This window comes from Pseudomonas sp. LBUM1648 (genome assembly GCF_059716145.1).
This window is the reverse complement of sequence record NZ_CP166808.1, coordinates 6,005,718-6,024,087: the sequence shown is the minus strand read 5'-3', so window position 1 is coordinate 6,024,087 and position 18,370 is coordinate 6,005,718. Positions and strand designations below refer to the sequence as shown.

15 protein-coding genes are annotated in these 18,370 nt (G+C 59.1%); 5 read left to right on the top strand and 10 right to left on the bottom strand.

Going from position 1 to position 18,370, the window contains the following annotated elements:
- Positions 1 to 48: 48 nt before the first annotated feature.
- Entirely contained in the window at positions 49 to 1,113 is a 1,065-nt protein-coding gene (gene fba / locus ACA043_RS27345) for a class II fructose-bisphosphate aldolase (RefSeq protein WP_003177554.1), read from the top strand.
- A gap of 67 nt (positions 1,114 to 1,180) precedes the next feature.
- Here fba and ACA043_RS27340 read toward each other — a convergent pair whose 3' ends face one another.
- The 3 genes from ACA043_RS27340 to ACA043_RS27330 form a co-directional block, all read right to left on the bottom strand.
- Entirely contained in the window at positions 1,181 to 1,543 is a 363-nt protein-coding gene (locus ACA043_RS27340; RefSeq protein ID WP_489879343.1) for a hypothetical protein, read from the bottom strand.
- Positions 1,544 to 2,242: 699 nt separating this feature from the next.
- Positions 2,243 to 2,605: a DUF6124 family protein gene (locus ACA043_RS27335; RefSeq protein ID WP_497658237.1), complete on the bottom strand. Its 363-nt coding sequence runs from the start codon at positions 2,603 to 2,605 to the stop codon at positions 2,243 to 2,245.
- A 360-nt stretch (positions 2,606 to 2,965) separates the two neighbouring features.
- Complete coding sequence (locus ACA043_RS27330) at positions 2,966 to 3,634, bottom strand: polysaccharide lyase family 7 protein (RefSeq protein WP_187679692.1); 669 nt, start codon at positions 3,632 to 3,634, stop codon at positions 2,966 to 2,968.
- A gap of 321 nt (positions 3,635 to 3,955) precedes the next feature.
- Between ACA043_RS27330 and ACA043_RS27325 the strand changes: the two genes are divergently transcribed.
- From ACA043_RS27325 to ACA043_RS27315, 3 genes are read left to right on the top strand one after another with little or no spacing between them, the layout of a single operon-like run.
- A complete protein-coding gene (locus tag ACA043_RS27325) occupies positions 3,956 to 6,079 on the top strand; it encodes a putative bifunctional diguanylate cyclase/phosphodiesterase (protein ID WP_497658236.1) in 2,124 nt (707 codons plus the stop codon).
- A gap of 44 nt (positions 6,080 to 6,123) precedes the next feature.
- Positions 6,124 to 6,615 (top strand): M48 metallopeptidase family protein, encoded by a 492-nt coding sequence (locus ACA043_RS27320; protein WP_123532475.1) that lies wholly within the window; start codon positions 6,124 to 6,126, stop codon positions 6,613 to 6,615.
- A gap of 26 nt (positions 6,616 to 6,641) precedes the next feature.
- The gene (locus tag ACA043_RS27315) at positions 6,642 to 6,938 is read left to right on the top strand and encodes a winged helix-turn-helix domain-containing protein (protein WP_007913779.1); all 297 of its coding nucleotides are present in this window, start codon (positions 6,642 to 6,644) and stop codon (positions 6,936 to 6,938) included.
- A 97-nt stretch (positions 6,939 to 7,035) separates the two neighbouring features.
- Here the strand turns inward: ACA043_RS27315 and ACA043_RS27310 are convergent, their stop codons facing one another.
- Entirely contained in the window at positions 7,036 to 7,488 is a 453-nt protein-coding gene (locus ACA043_RS27310) for a GNAT family N-acetyltransferase (RefSeq protein WP_401271788.1), read from the bottom strand.
- Positions 7,489 to 7,743: 255 nt separating this feature from the next.
- Here ACA043_RS27310 and ACA043_RS27305 point away from each other — a divergent pair, with 255 nt between their 5' ends.
- Positions 7,744 to 8,481, top strand: a complete 738-nt coding sequence (locus ACA043_RS27305) for a substrate-binding periplasmic protein (protein WP_401271787.1) — start codon at positions 7,744 to 7,746, stop codon at positions 8,479 to 8,481.
- Positions 8,482 to 8,497: 16 nt separating this feature from the next.
- Here ACA043_RS27305 and yccS read toward each other — a convergent pair whose 3' ends face one another.
- The 6 genes from yccS to ACA043_RS27275 all read right to left on the bottom strand — a co-directional run bounded on the left by yccS (position 8,498) and on the right by ACA043_RS27275 (position 18,186).
- A complete protein-coding gene (yccS, locus tag ACA043_RS27300; protein ID WP_187679687.1) occupies positions 8,498 to 10,681 on the bottom strand; it encodes a YccS family putative transporter in 2,184 nt (727 codons plus the stop codon).
- Positions 10,682 to 10,981: 300 nt separating this feature from the next.
- Positions 10,982 to 12,160, bottom strand: a complete 1,179-nt coding sequence (locus ACA043_RS27295; RefSeq protein WP_497615504.1) for a BaiN/RdsA family NAD(P)/FAD-dependent oxidoreductase — start codon at positions 12,158 to 12,160, stop codon at positions 10,982 to 10,984.
- Between the two features lie 153 nt (positions 12,161 to 12,313).
- Positions 12,314 to 13,651 (bottom strand): ATP-dependent RNA helicase DbpA, encoded by a 1,338-nt coding sequence (gene dbpA / locus ACA043_RS27290; protein ID WP_238156321.1) that lies wholly within the window; start codon positions 13,649 to 13,651, stop codon positions 12,314 to 12,316.
- A gap of 128 nt (positions 13,652 to 13,779) precedes the next feature.
- Positions 13,780 to 15,207, bottom strand: a complete 1,428-nt coding sequence (gene mdtD, locus ACA043_RS27285) for a multidrug transporter subunit MdtD (protein WP_489879347.1) — start codon at positions 15,205 to 15,207, stop codon at positions 13,780 to 13,782.
- 199 nt (positions 15,208 to 15,406) lie between these two features.
- Positions 15,407 to 16,744 carry a TldD/PmbA family protein gene (locus ACA043_RS27280; protein WP_401271784.1) on the bottom strand — a complete coding sequence of 446 codons (1,338 nt, stop codon included), beginning with the start codon at positions 16,742 to 16,744 and terminating at the stop codon, positions 15,407 to 15,409.
- Positions 16,744 to 18,186 (bottom strand): TldD/PmbA family protein, encoded by a 1,443-nt coding sequence (locus ACA043_RS27275; protein ID WP_401271783.1) that lies wholly within the window; start codon positions 18,184 to 18,186, stop codon positions 16,744 to 16,746. The genes ACA043_RS27280 and ACA043_RS27275 overlap by 1 nt, the downstream gene beginning before the upstream one ends.
- Positions 18,187 to 18,370: the final 184 nt, after the last annotated feature.

Below are 18,370 nucleotides of genomic sequence, written 5' to 3'. Positions count from 1 at the left end.
CGGCAGGCTGGCACGATTAACGACCCTCAACCGGGAGAGACACACACAATGGCACTTATCAGCATGCGCCAGATGTTGGACCACGCAGCCGAATTCGGCTACGGCGTTCCAGCTTTCAACGTCAACAACCTTGAGCAGATGCGCGCCATCATGGAAGCCGCTGACAAGACTGACTCCCCGGTGATCGTCCAGGCTTCGGCCGGCGCCCGTAAATACGCCGGCGCGCCATTCCTGCGTCACCTGATCCTGGCCGCGATCGAAGAATTCCCGCACATCCCGGTGTGCATGCACCAAGACCACGGCACCAGCCCTGACGTCTGCCAGCGCTCGATCCAACTGGGCTTCAGCTCGGTGATGATGGACGGTTCCCTCGGCGAAGACGGCAAGACCCCGACCGATTACGAGTACAACGTGCGCGTTACTCAGCAAACCGTGGCCATGGCTCACGCTTGCGGCGTATCGGTAGAGGGCGAACTGGGTTGCCTGGGTTCGCTGGAAACCGGCATGGCCGGTGAAGAAGACGGCATCGGCGCTGAAGGCGTTCTGGATCACAGCCAAATGCTGACCGACCCTGAAGAAGCCGCTGACTTCGTCAAGAAGACCCAGGTTGATGCCCTGGCCATTGCCATCGGCACCAGCCACGGCGCCTACAAGTTCACCAAGCCACCTACCGGCGACGTGCTGGCCATCGACCGCATCAAGGAAATCCACAAACGCATCCCGAACACCCACTTGGTGATGCACGGTTCCTCTTCGGTTCCACAAGAGTGGCTGGCGATCATCAACCAGTACGGCGGCGACATCAAAGAAACCTACGGCGTGCCGGTTGAAGAAATCGTCGAAGGCATCAAGTACGGCGTGCGCAAGGTCAACATCGATACCGACCTGCGTCTGGCATCCACCGGCGCCATGCGTCGCCTGATGGCCACCAACCCGAGCGAATTCGACCCACGTAAATTCTTCGGCGCCACCGTGACTGCGATGCGCGATGTTTGTATCGCTCGTTATGAAGCGTTCGGCACTGCCGGTAATGCTTCGAAGATCAAACCGATCTCGTTGGAAGCGATGTACCAGCGTTATTTGAAGGGTGAGTTGAACGCTAAGGTTAACTGATTGATCACTGTTTCAGCGGTAATAAAAACCCGTCGTTAGACGGGTTTTTTGCGTTTGATAGAAGATCTCAGCTTTTTGTAAAGGTGATGTTGTAAGTTTTACCTACATTCGGGCCGCCGCGATCAACCCGAACGGTTCCGTCTAACTTCGAATAGTTTCTGTCAGGCGATCTCAAACTGATGCTGAACACGTTGTGTTCAGGGCTCCCTGCTTCTGCTCGAAGATTAAAGGATACGGCGGATTCATCCGTTAAGTTCTCATACGTGAAACTTCCATTAACTTTGAAGCTAAGCCCGTAATACTCCATGCTGCCTTGGCTTATGTTGCCCGTCTGTGGATCTGAAGAAGTTATTTTAAGTGTGGCTTCATGGCTCTCGCCGGCATCGTATACGCGACCTCTATAAGTACCATTCGGGTTGATCTGGCCCATGGTATTTCTCCTTTATTTTTTGATGAGCAGTGAATGGGTTATTTTTCCATCCGTTTTTCTGATGTTTCGATCCTGAGGTTATGAGGCAGCATGTAATTCGTCACCTGTCAGAGTTGACAGGTGTAGAGATGTTTTTGCGATGAGTGGCCCGTTAAAAAGAAATAAGCATATTGTGTGGGCTGGTCAAAAAGGCTGGAAAAAGTAACTAAGCAGGAAGCGTGAAAGGGATAAATTTATTTCGTCATGATTCAGTCACTGTTATTGCGAAAGTGTGAATGCTGAGGTGAAATTCAGGATTAACTAAGCCTGAGCGCTAACCCGCTTATTCAAGAAACCCGCCGAGAGGCGGGTTTCTTGTGGATGGCTATTGAAGCATCCTATGCATCGAGCTTCTGAGCTTTTGGGACTAATCGATGTTGGGATTATTTCAAATGAGTATTACGGACTGTCAGATCTGACAGTGGACGGCCATTGGTGATGCTCACAGAATGAAACTTCACCTTGTGATGGAGTACACAGCGATGGCTACTAAGGATGTAACACCAAAAGGCGCGGCACCCGGCACTCTTCCAGTTGATCCGAAACCGCAACCCGAAAACCTGATCAAATCCAGAGGTCCGGCACCTGTTAAACTTCCGAAAGACAGCAAGTAAGCCTGTCATCAGAGAACCCGCATAAATGCGGGTTCTTTTTGGGTGACTATTCCTTCAACTCAACATGATCCAGTGCCTGATTCACCGCCAGTTCACCGAGCATGACCACCTGCGCGATGCCCAGCGCTGTCTTGCGGTGCGAGGTGTCGAGCATCGTGGCGAAGTTGTTGAGCATTTCGCTGGCTGAACTCAGGGTTTCGCTGGCGTTGGCCAGCAGGGATTCGGTGTTGTACTTCGGGTTGGCGAGGTACATGGCCTCGGGTTCGTGGGTGCTGGCCATGATCGCGGCGGCGGGATTGAGGTAGTGGTCGAGGGCGCGTTCGGCGGCGTCGTGGAATCTTTTTGAGTTGGGGGATTCGTAAGGGGATGCCGGATCTGTGACCGGCGGATGAGGCGTTGATTTGATCATTTGCTGAAAACTCCTGATGGAGCCGCTTCGCCTTCTCTACTAAAAGAAGGGTGGCAACTGTGCGCAGGTTAGTAGACCGGGGAGTTATTCAGCATTAACCGGCGCGCCGAAGCGCCCTGCACACAGCCACCATCAAGTCAAACAGCAATAGCCGACCGATGCGCTTTGCGCATAACTGAAAAACACCTCGGGCTACTAAACCCGATCACTGGAAATCAGTGACGCGGATCAAGTTACCGATGGCCCTCCAGGCGCACAAGCCGGCGGATTCTGGCGTACCCGTAGGCAACGACGCAAGCTGTTGTAGGCATCCGGAAGTAACCGCCGACCGATCTAAACAACGCCGTTTAAATGCGGGGATTATTTGTCGTGATCAATATCCAGCTTGGAAAAGGTCACCTGCCCACCCTCACTCGTGTACCCCGTATTGTCCTGCACATAAACCCCGGCCTTGAAATACAGCGGCTTGTTGCGCCACGTCGCGCTGATCTGCGAATCCCACTGATAACCCGCCGCACTTACGCCCAGTGCGCCGCCAGGGCTTAAGTGGATGAGGTAGTTGAATTCGCGATCGAGTTTGACCCCGGTGGCGAGGGTGATGACGCGGCTTTCGTCGTCATCGGGATGCATGCGAACTTTGATCACCAGGTTGCCGGTTTCGGTTTTGGTCTTGTACTGGTATTCGAGTTTGAGCATCGGCTTCTGGCTTTCATAGGCGTGGATCTGGCCGATGACGATTTTGCCGGAGCTCGGCACTTTGTTGACCGTGAGGGTCGCGCGCAGCAGGTTGTCGGCGTCGGGGTAGTACCAATTGCGCAGGGTGCCGTTGCTGTAGGTTTCGCGCAGTTCGGTGCGGGGGTAGATGGCGTTTTCGGTTTTTGACCCGGTCACCGGTGACCAGAAGAACAGGGTGCCGGTGTCGGAATGGAAGTACTGATCCTTGAAGCCTTTCACCAGTTTGGAGGTTTCGACGGTGTATGGCGGGCTGCCAACGGGAACGCTGAGGTTCCAGGTTGCGAGATCGATCATGTCGGTTCTTCCACTCAATTTTCGCTGCACGCGCGTGCCAGAAGCTCTAGTCCGCGTGTTTTGGGGCGGCCTTTATAAGCGTAGAGGGATTTTTTGTTAACCGCCGTCCGGCGGACGATTGACGTCAACATCCTGTCGAAATGCCATCTATCCCGGTTTTAGCGGGCTACAGGACTGACCGTTAGTCGGCTAAACCTGCCATTGGTTAAATGATGGCCTGATGACAGCTACTGCTTTTGTCGATCCGCGACTAGAGTGATGGCTCAGTATGTGTACGGTTTTAACCGGAAAACCGCCTGTGGTCCCGATAAGAGAAGCAGCATGGAATGCGCGCAACCCCAGCCAGGTGAAGGCAACTCTGTCCTTTTGATCGTTGATGATTACCCTGAAAACCTGATCAGCATGCGCGCGTTGCTGCAGCGTCAGGATTGGCACGTGCTGACCGCCGCCTCCGGTTTCGAGGCGCTGAATATCCTCCTCGAACACGACGTCGATCTGGTGCTGCTGGACGTGCAGATGCCGGGCATGGACGGCTTTGAAGTCGCGCGACTGATGCGCGGCAGTCAGCGTACGCGGCTTACGCCGATCATCTTCCTCACCGCTAACGAACAGTCCCAGGACGCCGTGATCAAGGGCTACGCCAGTGGCGCGGTGGATTACCTGTTCAAACCGTTCGATCCGCAGATTCTCAAGCCCAAAGTGCAGGCGTTGCTTGAGCATCAGCGCAATCGCCGGGCCTTGCAGCGCCTGAGCCGGGATCTGGAATCCGCCCGGGCCTTCAATGCTTCGGTGCTGGATAACGCCGCCGAGGGCATTCTGGTTTTGGGCGAGGACGGCTTGATTCGTTTTGCTAATCCGGCGATCTCACGGTTGCTCAATGCGCCGGTGAAGGAGTTGGACGGTAAGGAGTTTCTCGATTACCTGCAGAAACCGCACATTCCCGTGTGGGCCGATTCCGAATTCCGTACAAGCTATCAGCGCGGCGAAACCCTGCGGCTGCACGATGCGCTGCTGCGCACCGCGCCGGGTCAGCAGGTGCCGGTGGCGCTGTCCTGTGCGCCGTTACCTTCCGAACAACAGGCGATGGTGGTGACGGTGCTGGACATGTCGGTGGTGCGCCATCTGCATCAGCAACTGGAATTTCAGGCCGTCACCGATCCGCTGACCGGTTTACTCAACCGTCGCGGTTTCTACCAGACCGTTGAGAACCTGCTGTTGCGCGGTGAGCGCGGCGACAGCAGTTGGGTGCTGCTGTATCTGGATCTGGACGGCTTCAAACGGGTCAACGACTCCCTCGGCCATGATGCTGGCGACCGTGTGTTGCGCTGGGTGTCCGAGCAGTTGAAGGCGTGTCTGCGGCCGTTCGATATTCTGGCGCGCATGGGTGGTGATGAATTTACCGCGCTGCTGGATCTGGAGTTTCCCGAGCAGGCGGCGAAGATTGCCGAGAAACTCATCGAGCGAGTGTCGATCTGTCAGCAAATCGAAGGGCTGGATATCGCGCTGGGCGCCAGTATCGGTATCGCGACATACCCTGATTGCGGATCGAACCTCGACGGTCTGCTGCGCGCCTCTGACATTGCCATGTACGAAGCCAAGCGTGCCGGGCGTCAGCAATATCGCTTTTACGATCATGAAATGAACGGCCGGGCGCGTTCGCGTCTGATGCTGGAAGAGAGCGTGCGCGCCGCCATCGAAAACCGTGATTTCAACCTGGTCTATCAACCGCAGGTAGCCATTAATAGCGGCCAGATTCGTGGGTTTGAGGCGTTGTTGCGCTGGCAGCATCCGAGCGTGGGTGATGTGCCGCCGGGTCTGTTTTTGCCGTTGCTGGAAGAGGCGCGGCTGATCAGTCGTCTCGGCAGCTGGATTTATCATCGCGGCGCCGGCCAGCGCAAAGCCTGGGAAACCTTGTTTGCCGAAGATCTGGTGCTCGGCGTGAGTTTGAGCAACACCCAGTTCAGCCTGCCGAATCTGGTCACCGAGTTACGCCAGGTCATGGAGCGGCATTCTTTGCAGCCACGGCAACTGGAGGTCGAGGTGACCGAAGAAGCCTTGATGCAAAATCCGGACGAAACCCGTAAACAGCTGCGCCTGTTGCGCAATCTCGGGGTGCGGGTGGCGCTGGATGACTTCGGCTCCGGGCCTTGTTCACTGGCGCATCTGCGCGATCTGGAACTGGACACGCTCAAGCTCGACCGGCACCTCATCGCCCGATTGCCTGATTCGTCGCGGGACGCTTCACTGGTGAGCACAGTCATCAGTCTGTGCAAGCAGTACGGTTTGCTGGTGATTGCCGAGGGTGTCGAGACCATCGAGCAATACCAATGGCTGCAAGCTCACGGCTGCGAATATGTGCAAGGCTTCCTCGTCGCGCGTCCATTGATCGCCGAGGATGCTGCCAGCTTCGCCGAGCCGTTTGACTGGAGCGCGTTGCCCGGTTGAATTCGCTACACTGGCGCACCTTTTTCGAACCGTGTCGCCCGTCCATGACTGTGTTGAAGTATCTCCAGGCCTATCCCGCGCAATTGCAGGATCAGGTGCGTCAACTGATCGCCGACGGGCGTCTGGGTGAATACCTGGATCAACGTTACTCGGGGCGGCATGACGTGCAGAGCGACAAGGCGTTGTACAGCTACGCGCTGGATCTGAAACAGGAATACCTGCGTAATGCTCCGGCCATCGACAAAGTGCTGTTCGACAACCGCCTCGACCTGACCCACCGCGCCCTTGGTCTGCACACCACGGTTTCACGCGTGCAGGGCGGCAAGCTCAAGGCCAAGAAAGAGATTCGTATCGCCTCGCTGTTCAAGGACGCCGCACCGGACTTTCTGAAAATGATCGTGGTGCATGAGCTGGCGCACTTCAAAGAGTCGGATCACAACAAGGCGTTTTATAAATTGTGTGAGCACATGCTGCCGGGGTATCACCAGGTCGAGTTTGATCTGCGGGTGTATCTGACGTGGCGGGACATGCAATAACAACAGTCGCAACCAGGAAGGTGTGGATGGACGTAAGCAAGACCAAAAGCAGTTTCTATCGCCGCTTGTATGTGGCTTACCTGATCGACAGCGGTCTGGCTCCGAGTGTGCCGACGCTGACCGAAGTCACCGGCATGCCCCGGCGCACGGCGCAGGACACGATTGCCGCGCTGGCGGATCTGGATATCGTCTGCGAGTTCGAACAGGAAGAGGGCGCTCGCAACCATGCCGGGCGTTATCGGATTCGCGAGTGGGGGGCGATTGATCGGGGGTGGATCGAGAGGAATTTGCGGCAGATCAAGGCAGTGCTGGAATATCCCTGAGTCCTGAGTTGATTGGGCTGACGCCATCGCGAGCAGGCTCGCTCCCACAGGAAAATGCATTCCAAATGTGGGAGCGAGCCTGCTCGCGAAAAGGCCCTTAAGCGCGCCGCATCCCGATATGTGGAATGTCATCCTCCAGATATTCCTCACCCGCCGCCACAAACCCGTACTTGCCGTAATACCCCTGCAAATGCGCCTGCGCCGACAGATAGATTGGCACCTGCGGCCAGTGTTTCTCGGCCTGTTTCAGCGCCTGCTCCATCATCTCGTGCCCCAGCCCTTTGCCCCGTCCTTGTGGCGCGGTGATCACGCGGCCGATGACCACGTCGCCGCCCTGGGACTCCGGGTCCAGCAGGCGCAGATACGCCATCAACTGGTCATCCTCCCAACCCATCAGGTGGTAAGTGTCGCCGTCCAGGTCCTGGCCGTCGAGGTCCGGATAGGCGCATTTCTGTTCGACCACGAACACTTCCGAGCGCAGCTTCAAAAGGGCGTAGAGCTGTTCTTTGCCCAAGTCGCTGTGATGTTTGCAGACCCATTCGATTGTCATTTTCCGATTCCTTGAACGTGTCGCCCGATACTAAGCGCAGGCGCGAAAGATGTCTGTATGGCGTAAGAGTCTGTGACAAAGGTCAAAATGCCATCATTCCTTTCTCGCACCGGTGACTTCTTTGTGTAATCTGCTGGGGAGCCCTGTGCACTGGCTGCAATGAGCTAATGTTAGGGCCTGGGTTTTGCCGGTACGGGGCCTTGGGGTTTTGACTGGAAACACGCCGGGCGTGCCGCCCGCTAAGGATTTTCAAGCATGCCGCGACTGCATCGAGCTTTTGCTTTGATCGGATTGCTCTTGCTGGCCCAAGCCGCTGCAGCCGAAAAGCTGCGGCTGGTGTTTGATATCTGGCCGCCCTTTACTGACGACACGCTGGTCAACGGCGGTCTGGCCACCGACATTGTCAGCACCGCGCTGGCTCGGGCCGGTTATGCCAGCGATTATGAGCAAGTGCCATGGGCGCGGGCGCTGCTGGGTGTCGGTGAGGGACGCTACGATGTGCTGGTCAACGCCTGGTACAACGATGAGCGCACGAAATTCGGGCAATTTTCCGGTGAGTATCTGGTTAATCGCATCCGCTTCCTCAAGCGCAAAGACACGCCGCTCGAATACAACAACTTGCAGCAACTGCATACTTATCCGATTGCCGTGGTACGCGGTTACGCCTACTCGCCGCCGTTCGATGCCGATACCGCGTTGCAGAAAGTCCCTGTGCATAACTTTGCGATGGCGGTGCGCATGCTCGCGGCGGATCGGGTCAAGCTGACGCTGGAAGATGAATATGTCGCGCGGCATTACCTGGCACGGGAATCACCGAAAGTGCGCAGTGCCGTGGAGTTTTTGCCCAAGCCGTTGAGCGAGAACAGCCTGCATATCTTGGTGAGCCTGAAGAATCCGCAGCATGAGCAGATTGTCGCGGGGTTTGATAAGGCGATTGAGGCGATGAAGGCGGATGGCAGTTATGACAAGTTGCTGAGGCAACACGGAATGTGAGGCCAGTCCGGCCACCTCAAACCTCGGCAGTGTCTTTGATAAGGTGCGCCGCCAGCGTGCGCAACGGCCCCAACTGTCGGCAGATCAGCGCCAGTTGCGTCTGTACCAACCGCTGCCCCTCATCAATCTCATCCGGCATCTGCTCCAGCTCATTGGCCAGCGCTTCTTCTTCATCACTCTGAATCGCCACCGGCTGCTTGCTCGCCAGCCCTTGGGCGATTTCATCGATGCTCGCCGCCAGTTTCACGCCGGCACCGTCAATCAAATGTTCGCGCACATCGGCCGGCAACTGAGTCTCGCGATGCGCGCCCAGCCCTGACAGATAACTGAGCAAGGTGTGCGACAGCACCAGAAAGCGGAAGCCGACATCCGCTTCCTTCCGGAAATGCCCCGGCTCCATCAGCATGTTCGCCAGCGTCGTCGACAGCGCCGCATCGGCGTTGTGCGCGTTGCGCCGGGCCAGGCGATAAGCGAGGTCGTCGCTCTTGCCGGCGGCGTATTGCTGCATGATCTGGCGCAGGTAGATGCTGTTGCAGGTCAGGGTGTTGGCCAGCACTTTGTTCAGGCGTCGACCCTGCCAGTCCGGCAGGAACAGGAACACCGTCAGGCCGGCGATCAGGCTGCCGAGCAGGGTATCGAACAGCCGTGGCAGGAACAGTCCGTAACCATCGCCGACCTGATTGAAGCAGAACAACACCATGATGGTGATCGCTGCCGTCGCCAGGGTGTAGCGGGTGGTGCGGTTGGTAAAGAACACCACCCCGGCGGCGATGGCGAAGCACGACTGCACCAGCGGGCTCGGGAACAGATCGAACAAGGCCCACGCCACGGTCAGGCCGATGGCCGTACCGAGAATCCGCTGACCGAGTTTGCGTCGCGTCGCGCCGTAGTTCGGCTGGCAGACGAACAGCGTGGTGAGGATGATCCAGTAGCCTTGCGACGGGTGAATCAAATGCACCATGCCGTAGCCGATGCTCAACGCCAGCGGCAAACGCAGGGCGTGGCGGAACAGCAGCGAAGTCGGCGTCAGTTGTGTGCGCAGGCGAATCCACACGTCTTTCAGATTGCGTGGCGAGCGGTCGAGCAGGCTGCTGTCGGTGGCGTCGGCCAAGGCATCGGGGTTGCTCGCATCGCTGAGCAGACGGTCGAGGGTGCCGAGGTTGGCCGCCAATGCGCGCAGTGACCGCAGCAGGCCGCGCCAGGCCGGATTGCTCTGGATGCGCAGGTGTTCGAGGGAGGCGTCGAGGTCGCTCAGGGCTTCGGCGAAACTGGCGTCGTAGACGAACGGCTGGCGCATCTGGATCGATTCGGCGAGTGCCCGGCAGGCCTTGCCTTGCTGGCGCAGCAGGCGCTGGCAGCGGAACAGCACGTCGCTGTGGAAGAATGCTTCGGCCAGTGCGTTGTACGGATAGTGCGAAGAGCTGGCGCGTTCGTGGATGTCCTGGGCGAGGAAATACAGCTTCAGGTAACGGCTGACTTTCGAGCCGGGGCGACCGTTGCCGACCCGGTGCAGGATGATTTCCTTGGCGCTGTTCAATGCAGCGACCACGCGGCCATTTTGCTGGGCCAGTTCCAGGCGCCGGGCTTCGACGTCCATCTGCCGGACCGGCTCGAACAGCGAGGATTTTAGCTTCAGGTAGAACCCGAGTTCACGGAATAACCGCGCCAGACTCTGCTGCACCGGCTGATTGGAAAACATCGCCTGCCACAGCACCGAGAGCAAGCCGTACCAAGCGGCGCCCGCCACCAGCAGCATCGGTTCATGCCAGAAATCGATCACCGCGCCACCGCGCTGATCGACGCCGATCATCGTGTACACGGAGAGAATCAAGGTCGCCGACGCGATCGCACCATAACGCTCACCGAGCGCACCGAGCATGGTCAGGCCGAAACTGGCCAGTGCCAGAGCGACGGCAAACACGATGGGGTAGGGGAAGAGTAATTCCACCGACAGCGCGGCGATGCTGAAACACACCAGCGTCACGGCGAGTGCGTTGAGGCGGCCCTGCCAACTGTCGTCGGTCTCGGCCAGGGCGCTGGCGATAATCCCCAGGAACAACGGGATCAGCAGCCCCATTTCATCCTGATACCAACACAGCGCCATGCTGCCGGTCAGGGCGATGAACACCCGCACGCTATAGCTGAATTTATCCAGCGCCCACAGGCGCCGCAAAGACTGACGAAACGAGGTCGAGGACATGAAGTGCGAAGGCCTTCCGAGGCGATGCCGCTAAATTGAGCCAGTAATGACGCCGACGCAATGGCGCCGATCACATCTGACAGCAAAAAGTGTTCCTTGATTGATGGGCATTGAAGGCCTGTATTGAAACTGTGGCGAGGGGATTTATCCCCGATGGGGTGCGCAGCGCCCCCAAATCTGTCACCTCAGTTTGTCAGACGGACCGCATTCAGGCTTTTTGGGGGTGCTGCACACCCCAATCGGGGATAAATCCCCTCACCACAAAAGCTCGCTCCCACAGGGTTTTGCATTGGGTTTGGATCAGACGTACTGCGCAGCCGCGTAACCCGAGGCCCAGGCCCACTGGAAGTTGAAGCCACCCAGATGGCCGGTGACGTCGAGCACCTCGCCGATGAAGTACAGGCCAGGGCTTTTCAGCGATTCCATGGTCTTGGAGGAGACTTCGCGAGTATCGACCCCACCCAGCGTAACTTCGGCGGTGCGATAACCTTCGGTGCCGGCCGGAACGACTTTCCAGCTCCCCAGCTTGTCGGCGATTTCCGCCAGCTCGGCATGGGTGTATTGCTTCATCGGTTTGGAGACGAACCAGTTGTCCGCCAGCAAACCAGCCATCTTCTTGGTGAAGATTTCACCGAGCAGGGTTTTCAGTTCGCTGTTCGGGCGTTCGGCCACTTGCTGTTGCAGCCATGTAGCCGCGTCGTGATCCGGCAGCAGATTGATCTCTACCGTGTCGCCGGATTCCCAGAACGACGAGATCTGCAAGATCGCCGGCCCACTGAGCCCGCGATGGGTGAACAGGATGTTCTCGCGAAAACTCTGGTCGTTGCAGCTCACCAGACAATCCACGGAAGTGCCGGACAGCTCCGTGCACAAGTCCTTGAGCTGATCGGTGATGGTGAACGGCACCAGGCCGGCGCGGGTCGGCAGCAGTTCGTGGCCGAACTGTTTGGCCACCTGATAACCGAAACCGGTGGCGCCTAGCGTGGGGATCGACAGACCGCCGGTGGCGATTACCAGCGACTGGCACTGGATCTGGCCGAGGGTGGTGTCGAGCAGGTAACCGCTCTCGATTTTTTCGATGGTCTGGATCGAGGTATCGAGGTGCAACTCGACGCCGACCTGATCGCACTCGTCCAGCAGCATGCCGAGGATGTCGCTGGACTTGTTATCGCAAAACAACTGGCCGAGTTTTTTCTCGTGATACGGCACGGCGTGCTTGCCGACCATTCCGATGAAATCCCACTGGGTGTAGCGTGCCAGTGCGGATTTGCAGAAGTGCGGGTTTTGCGAAAGGAAATTGCTTGGTTCGGTGTACATGTTGGTGAAATTGCAGCGACCACCGCCCGACATCAGGATTTTCTTGCCGGCCTTGTTCGCATGGTCGAGCAGCAGTACCTGACGGCCACGCCCGGCGGCGGTCAATGCACACATCAATCCAGCGGCGCCAGCGCCAATGATCACGACTTCGGTAGAGCGCAAAACGGTGTCCTCTTGGTGGATCGCTACAAAACAAACTGTGGGAGCGAGCCTGCTCGCGAAAGCGGTGTGTCATTCAACACTGATGTCGACTGACAGATTGCATTCGCGAGCAGGCTCGCTCCCACAGGGGATCTCCTTTGGATGGAAGATTGTTTACAAGATACGCACGCGCAACGAACGGCCCTTGATCTTGCCGTCGTTCAAACGCTGCAAGGCTTGCATGGCCACGGTGCGTTCAACGGCCACGTAGGCCTGGAAATCGAAGATTGCGATCTTGCCGACCTGAGCGCCGGGAATGCCGGCGTCGCCAGTCAGAGCACCGAGGATGTCGCCCGGACGCACTTTGTCTTTACGGCCAGCGCCGATGCACAGGGTGGTCATCGGCGGCTGCAACGGGGCGAGGCCCTGGGACTTGAGGTTGTCGACCTGATCCCAGTTCAGCGGGGATTTCTGCAGTTGCTCGATGGCCTGCGCGCGGTGCGCTTCGCCCGGTGCAACGAGGCTGATCGCAATGCCTTTCTCGCCGGCGCGACCGGTACGGCCAACGCGGTGAATGTGGATTTCCGAGTCGCGGGCCAGTTCGACGTTGATCACCATGTCCAGCGCATCGATGTCCAGACCACGGGCGGCAACGTCGGTGGCGACCAGCACTGAAGTGCTGCGGTTGGCGAACATTGCCAGCACCTGATCGCGGTCACGCTGTTCCAGATCGCCGTGCAAGCCGACGGCGGAAATGCCTTTGGCGGTCAGGTGGTCGACGGTTTCCTGCACCTGCTGCTTGGTGAAACAGAACGCCACGCAGGAGGCCGGACGGAAGTGGTGCAGGACTTTGGTCACTGCACTCATGCGGTCTTCCGGGGAAATCTCGTAGAAACGCTGCTCGATCTGCGTGTCATCGTGGAACGCTTCGGCCTTGACCGTTTGCGGATCACGCATGAATTTCGAGGCCAGTTGCTTGATGCCCACAGGATACGTCGCGGAGAACAGCAGGGTCTGACGACGCTCTGGGGTTTTGACGATGATGTCTTCGATGGCGTCGTAGAAACCCATGTCGAGCATGCGGTCGGCTTCGTCGAGGATCAGCGTGTTCAGGCCATCAAGTACCAGCGAACCCTTGCGCAGATGCTGCTGAATGCGTCCCGGGGTGCCGACGATGATGTGTGCGCCGTGTTCCAGCGAAGCGATCTGCGGGCCGAACGACACGCCGCCGCACAGGGTCAGGACTTTGATGTTGTCTTCGGCGCGGGCCAGACGACGGACTTCCTTGGCGACCTGGTCGGCCAGCTCACGGGTCGGGCAGATCACCAGCGCCTGGCAACCGAAGTAGCGCGGGTTGATCGGGTTGAGCAGGCCGATGCCGAATGCAGCGGTTTTGCCGCTGCCGGTTTTGGCCTGGGCGATCAGGTCCATCCCCTTGAGGATCACCGGCAAGCTCTGCGCCTGGATCGGCGTCATTTGGGCATAACCGAGGGATTCGAGGTTAGCCAGCATGGCGGCGGACAGCGGCAGAGTATTAAAAGCGGTGGCGATGGTGGTCACGGGACTGGCCTGCAAAACAAAATGTCGCGCAGTGTAGCAGCCCCGTGCCACTTTCCTCGAAAGTTCTGGACGAACAGTGATTAATGTTCGATGTGCTCTTCCGGACGTTTGGCGCGCCGGCCATCTTCTTTCGACAGTTGCGAGAAGATCGTCGCGGCGAGCATCGCCATGATTCCGACCGTCACAAAGGTCAACTGGAACGCACCCAGCACGGTTTCCACGCCATCGTTGCCGATCTCCGCCGTAAAACCGCCGAGCAATGCACCGGCGCACGCCACACCGAGACTCAACGACAACTGCGCGACCACCGACAGCAGACTGTTGCCGCTACTGGCGCTGGCGTCATCGAGGTCGATCAGGGTCACGGTGTTCATCGCGGTGAATTGCAGCGAGTTGATCGCGCCGAGCACCGCCAGCAGGCACAAGAGCAACCAGTACGGCGTCTGCTCGCTGACCAGGCCCATGCTCGCCAGCATGATCCCCAGCGCCAGCGTGTTGCCGGTGAGAACGATGCGATAACCGAGGCGCTCAATCAGCGGCCGCGCCACCCACTTGGCGACCATCGCCGCAGCGGCCAGCGGCAGCATGCTCATCCCGGCTTGCGACGGTGAATAACCCAGCGCCACTTGCAGCAGCAACGGCACCAGAAACGGCAGGGCGCCGCTGCCCAGACGGGCGAACAGGTTGCCGAGAATGCCGACGGCAAATGTACGAGTCTTGAACAGCGATGGCGCGAACAATGGATTTTCGATATGCCCGGCGCGCAGCCAGTACGCCGCGAGACACGCCATGCCGCCGAACAGCAGCAACATCACCCGCAGGTGCGGCAGGTGCAGTTCGCCGAGGCCTTCCATGGCGATGGTGATGAGGATCATCGCCGCGCCAAACAGCAGGAAGCCGAGACTGTCGAAGCGCGTGCGCTCAGTGCCGCGCAGATCGGGAATGAATTTCCATACCGCGTAACAACCGATCACGCCCACCGGCAGGTTGATCAGGAAGATCCAGTGCCACGTCAGGTACTCCACCATCCAGCCGCCCATGGTCGGGCCGATCAGTGGGCCGAGCAGGCCGGGAATGGTGATGAAGCCCATGATCCGCACCAGTTCGGATCGCGGATAGGCACGCAGCACCACCAGTCGCCCGACCGGCAGCATCAGCGCACCGCCCAGGCCCTGAATCACCCGGGCCCCGACCAGCATGCTCAAGCTGCTCGACAGCGCGCAGAGCAGCGAGCCGAGGCTGAACAGCAGGATCGCGCCGAAGAAGATTTTCTTGGTGCCGAAGCGGTCGGCGATCCAGCCGGAAGCGGGGATCAACAACGCCACGGTGAGCATGTAGGCGATGACCACGCCTTGCATGCGTAACGGGTCTTCGGCCAGATCCCGGGCCATGGCCGGCAGGGCGGTGTTGAGGATGGTCCCGTCGAGGGACTGCATGAAGAACGCGATGGCGACGACCCACGGCAACCAGCGTGCGGTGATGGCGTCGAGAGGCGGGCGGTTGGGCATGGAACCTCTTGTGGGTTAATCCGAATTCTTGTTCTGAAATGAAACCCTGTGGTGAGGGGATTTATCCCCGATGGGGCGCGTAGCGGCCCCCGCTTTTAAAATCAAATGCGGGGGCCTGCTGCGCAGTCCATCGGGGATAAATCCCCTCGCCACAAAGCTCATTCCAACATTTGATCCCCGGTGTGCCGGGGATTTATGTTTACAGCGTTAGCGTCAATCGGCTCACCAGCGCGCCCGGCAATAGCGCCGACGAAGTATTGCGCTGGCTATACGTGCTCGCCGACAACAACATCTCGCGCTCGGCGGTCAGCGCTTCCAGCTGCGAACCGAGCAGGTTGTAAGCGCTGTCATCAAAACGCATGGTGCTGACCGGCGCCTGAATCTCGCCGTTCTCGACCCAGAAGGTTGCGAAGCGAGTCATGCCGGTGAGGCGCGCCGCCGGTTGATCCGAGAAGTTCAGGTACCACAAATTGCTGATGTACAACCCGGTGCCCAACTGCTTGAGTATCTCCGCTTGCGACAGATCACCGGCCGCCATATTCAACGCACTCGGTGCTTCACCGCCGCCTGCGCCGTTGGCGGTCAAGCCGTATTCGGCGGCACTGCGCGACCCGACCAGTTGCTCGCCGGCCTTGCCTTCGATGATTAGCCGCAGATCGCTGCGCGGATAACCCTCCCCGGAAAACGCCGGGCTCAGTGAACCGCTGACTTTCTCATCCAGCGACACCAGTGGGCTGAATGTCTGATCGCCGGCATACAGCTTTTGCAGCGGGCTGCTTTTGCTGGCAATCGACTGTGCCGAGAAACCACCCCAGCACAACATGCCCATGATTTCTTCCAGTGCAGCGGGTGCCAGGTAAGCGCGGTACTGCCCCGGTGCCAGTGTACGCAGCGGGCGACCGAGAAACTCAAGCTGCTCGCGGGCCTGCTGGAAACGCTTGGCGAAGCCTTCGCGGCTCCATTCGTGCCCGGCGTAGCTCGCCTTCACCGCTTCGCCATTTTCATGGAACAGGCTGAAGTCGAAATTGAAGCTGTTGGCCTGATGCCAGCCAAATGCACCCGCAGAGCTGGCGAAGCCACGGCTGATCGGGCCGGCCGCATAGAAACCGACCAGATCCAGACCTTCAGCAGCAGCGCAGATTTCTGCCACGACCTGCTCGGTGTCAGGCAGCGGATGTTCCTGGATGTTCTTGCTCTGCCAGCCGTTGTGGTTGAGCAACAGATACGGATCCTGCGGCAGCAGCGGCAGGGTTTCGCGCAGTTGTTGCAGGCCTTCGGCAAGGCGTTGCAGGTCGGCTTCCTGATCACCGGACAGGGTGATGTGCAGGTCGGCGTGGCGGCCGTCGTTGATCAGTTTCAGGCCAACCTCGGCTTGCTGCACTTGCCCGGCCTGCCGCACCTTGGCGTGGTTGAAACGCACGAATGCCGAGGATTCGGCGGCGTAGCTGAGGGTGAACTGCTCGGGCTCGCGCACGCTGTCGCGCAGCCAATTGACCATGACCTTGAAGGCGTCGGACTGACTCTTCGAAATACTCATCAGGCGTCTCCCCCAAATACATCAACGTTGCTGAATACGCAGGCCGGTGAAGCGTGGCCGACGCGGATTACCTGGTTCGGTTCGCCTTTGCCGCAGTTTGGCGTGCCCAGCACCTTGACGGTGTTGGCATCGCCGACAGCGCGCAGGCTCTTCCAGAAGTGCGCGGAAATCGCCCGGTAGTTGGGGTTTTTCACCACGCCTTTGAGTTCGCCGTTTTCGATCAACTGACCCCATTCACAGCCGAACTGGAATTTGTTGCGCGCATCGTCAATCGACCACGAACGGTTGGTGCTCATCAAAATGCCGTGCTCGATGCCCTTGATCATCTGCTCAAGTGGCTGGTCGCCCGGCTCAATGTTGAGGTTGGCCATGCGGTCGATCGGCGGGCGGTTCCAGCCGCAGGCGCGGCTATTGGCGACGCCGTCGAGCCCTGCACGGAACTGCGACAGTGCACCGCCCAATGGCCGGAGTAACAGGCCTTCGCGAATCAGGAATTGTTTGCTGGCCTTGGTGCCGTCGTCGTCATGGCCGTAGCTGGCGAGTTCTTCGGGAATACCCGGATCGAACGTCACGTTGAGCAGTTTCGAGCCGTATTGCAGGCTGCCGAAGTCGCTGGCTTTGACGAAACTGGTGCCTGCGTAATTACGTTCATCGCCGAGGATGCGGTCGAGTTCCAGCGGGTGGCCGATGGACTCGTGGATCTGCAGCATCATCTGGTCGGGCATCAGCAGCAGATCGCGCGGGCCTTGCGGGGTGTTCGGTGCGAGCAGCAGTTGCAAGGCCTGATCGGCGACTTGCGGGCCGGCGCCGATCAGGCCGCAGCGGCTGATCACATCCGCGCCGCCCTGCTGGCCGAAGTTCTCACGGCCGAGGCTGCGGGTCTGGCTGTCGTTGCCGTCGTAGGCGGTGACGTCGAGGCTCGGGTAGACGAAGCGCTGGGCCTGGCGCAGTTCGGCGCCGGCGCTGCTCAGGTAGATCTGCTCGACGTGGGTGATGCCGATGCTCACTTCCCAATTCACCAGGCGCTCATCCTTTGGCACCGAGGCGGATTCGGCGCCGAGCAGCTCAAAGCATTCGCTCAGGGACGGGAAGGGTTGGTCAAGATTGGGTGAAAAGTAATCGGCGCGGTCGCTCGAAACCGGCTGATCGCGCAGGTCGAGCAAGGCGTGGGGCTTGAGCGCCCGGGCCTGCTGTTCGGCGCGCTCAAGGGCGGCTTGCAGGCCTTGTTGCGAGAGGTCGTTGGTGGCCGCGTAGGCCTCGACACCGTTGACCCGCACCGTGAGCATCGCCCCTTCGTCGCGGCTCAGGCTCGGCGGCTCGGCAACGTTCTTGCGCACCGACAGGTACTGGCCGGACTCGCGTACATACCGCAGGGAAAAGAATTCAGCGCCCGTGCGCAAGGCAGCGAAGCGCTGCTTGAGCTGGGGGTGGAAATCGAACATTCGGGAACCTCCTTGTTATGGAGTAGCGGGGCATTGCGATTCGGCGGGGAGGGGTGAAGCGGTCGCGCGAGGTCTAGAGTAGGCCTGCGTGGGGGTAGGATCAAGTGAAGAGGGGGTGTAGGAGGATTTACTTGAAGCAGAGGGATTTGTGCTGAATGTGAGGGCCCCTTCGCGAGCAGGCTCG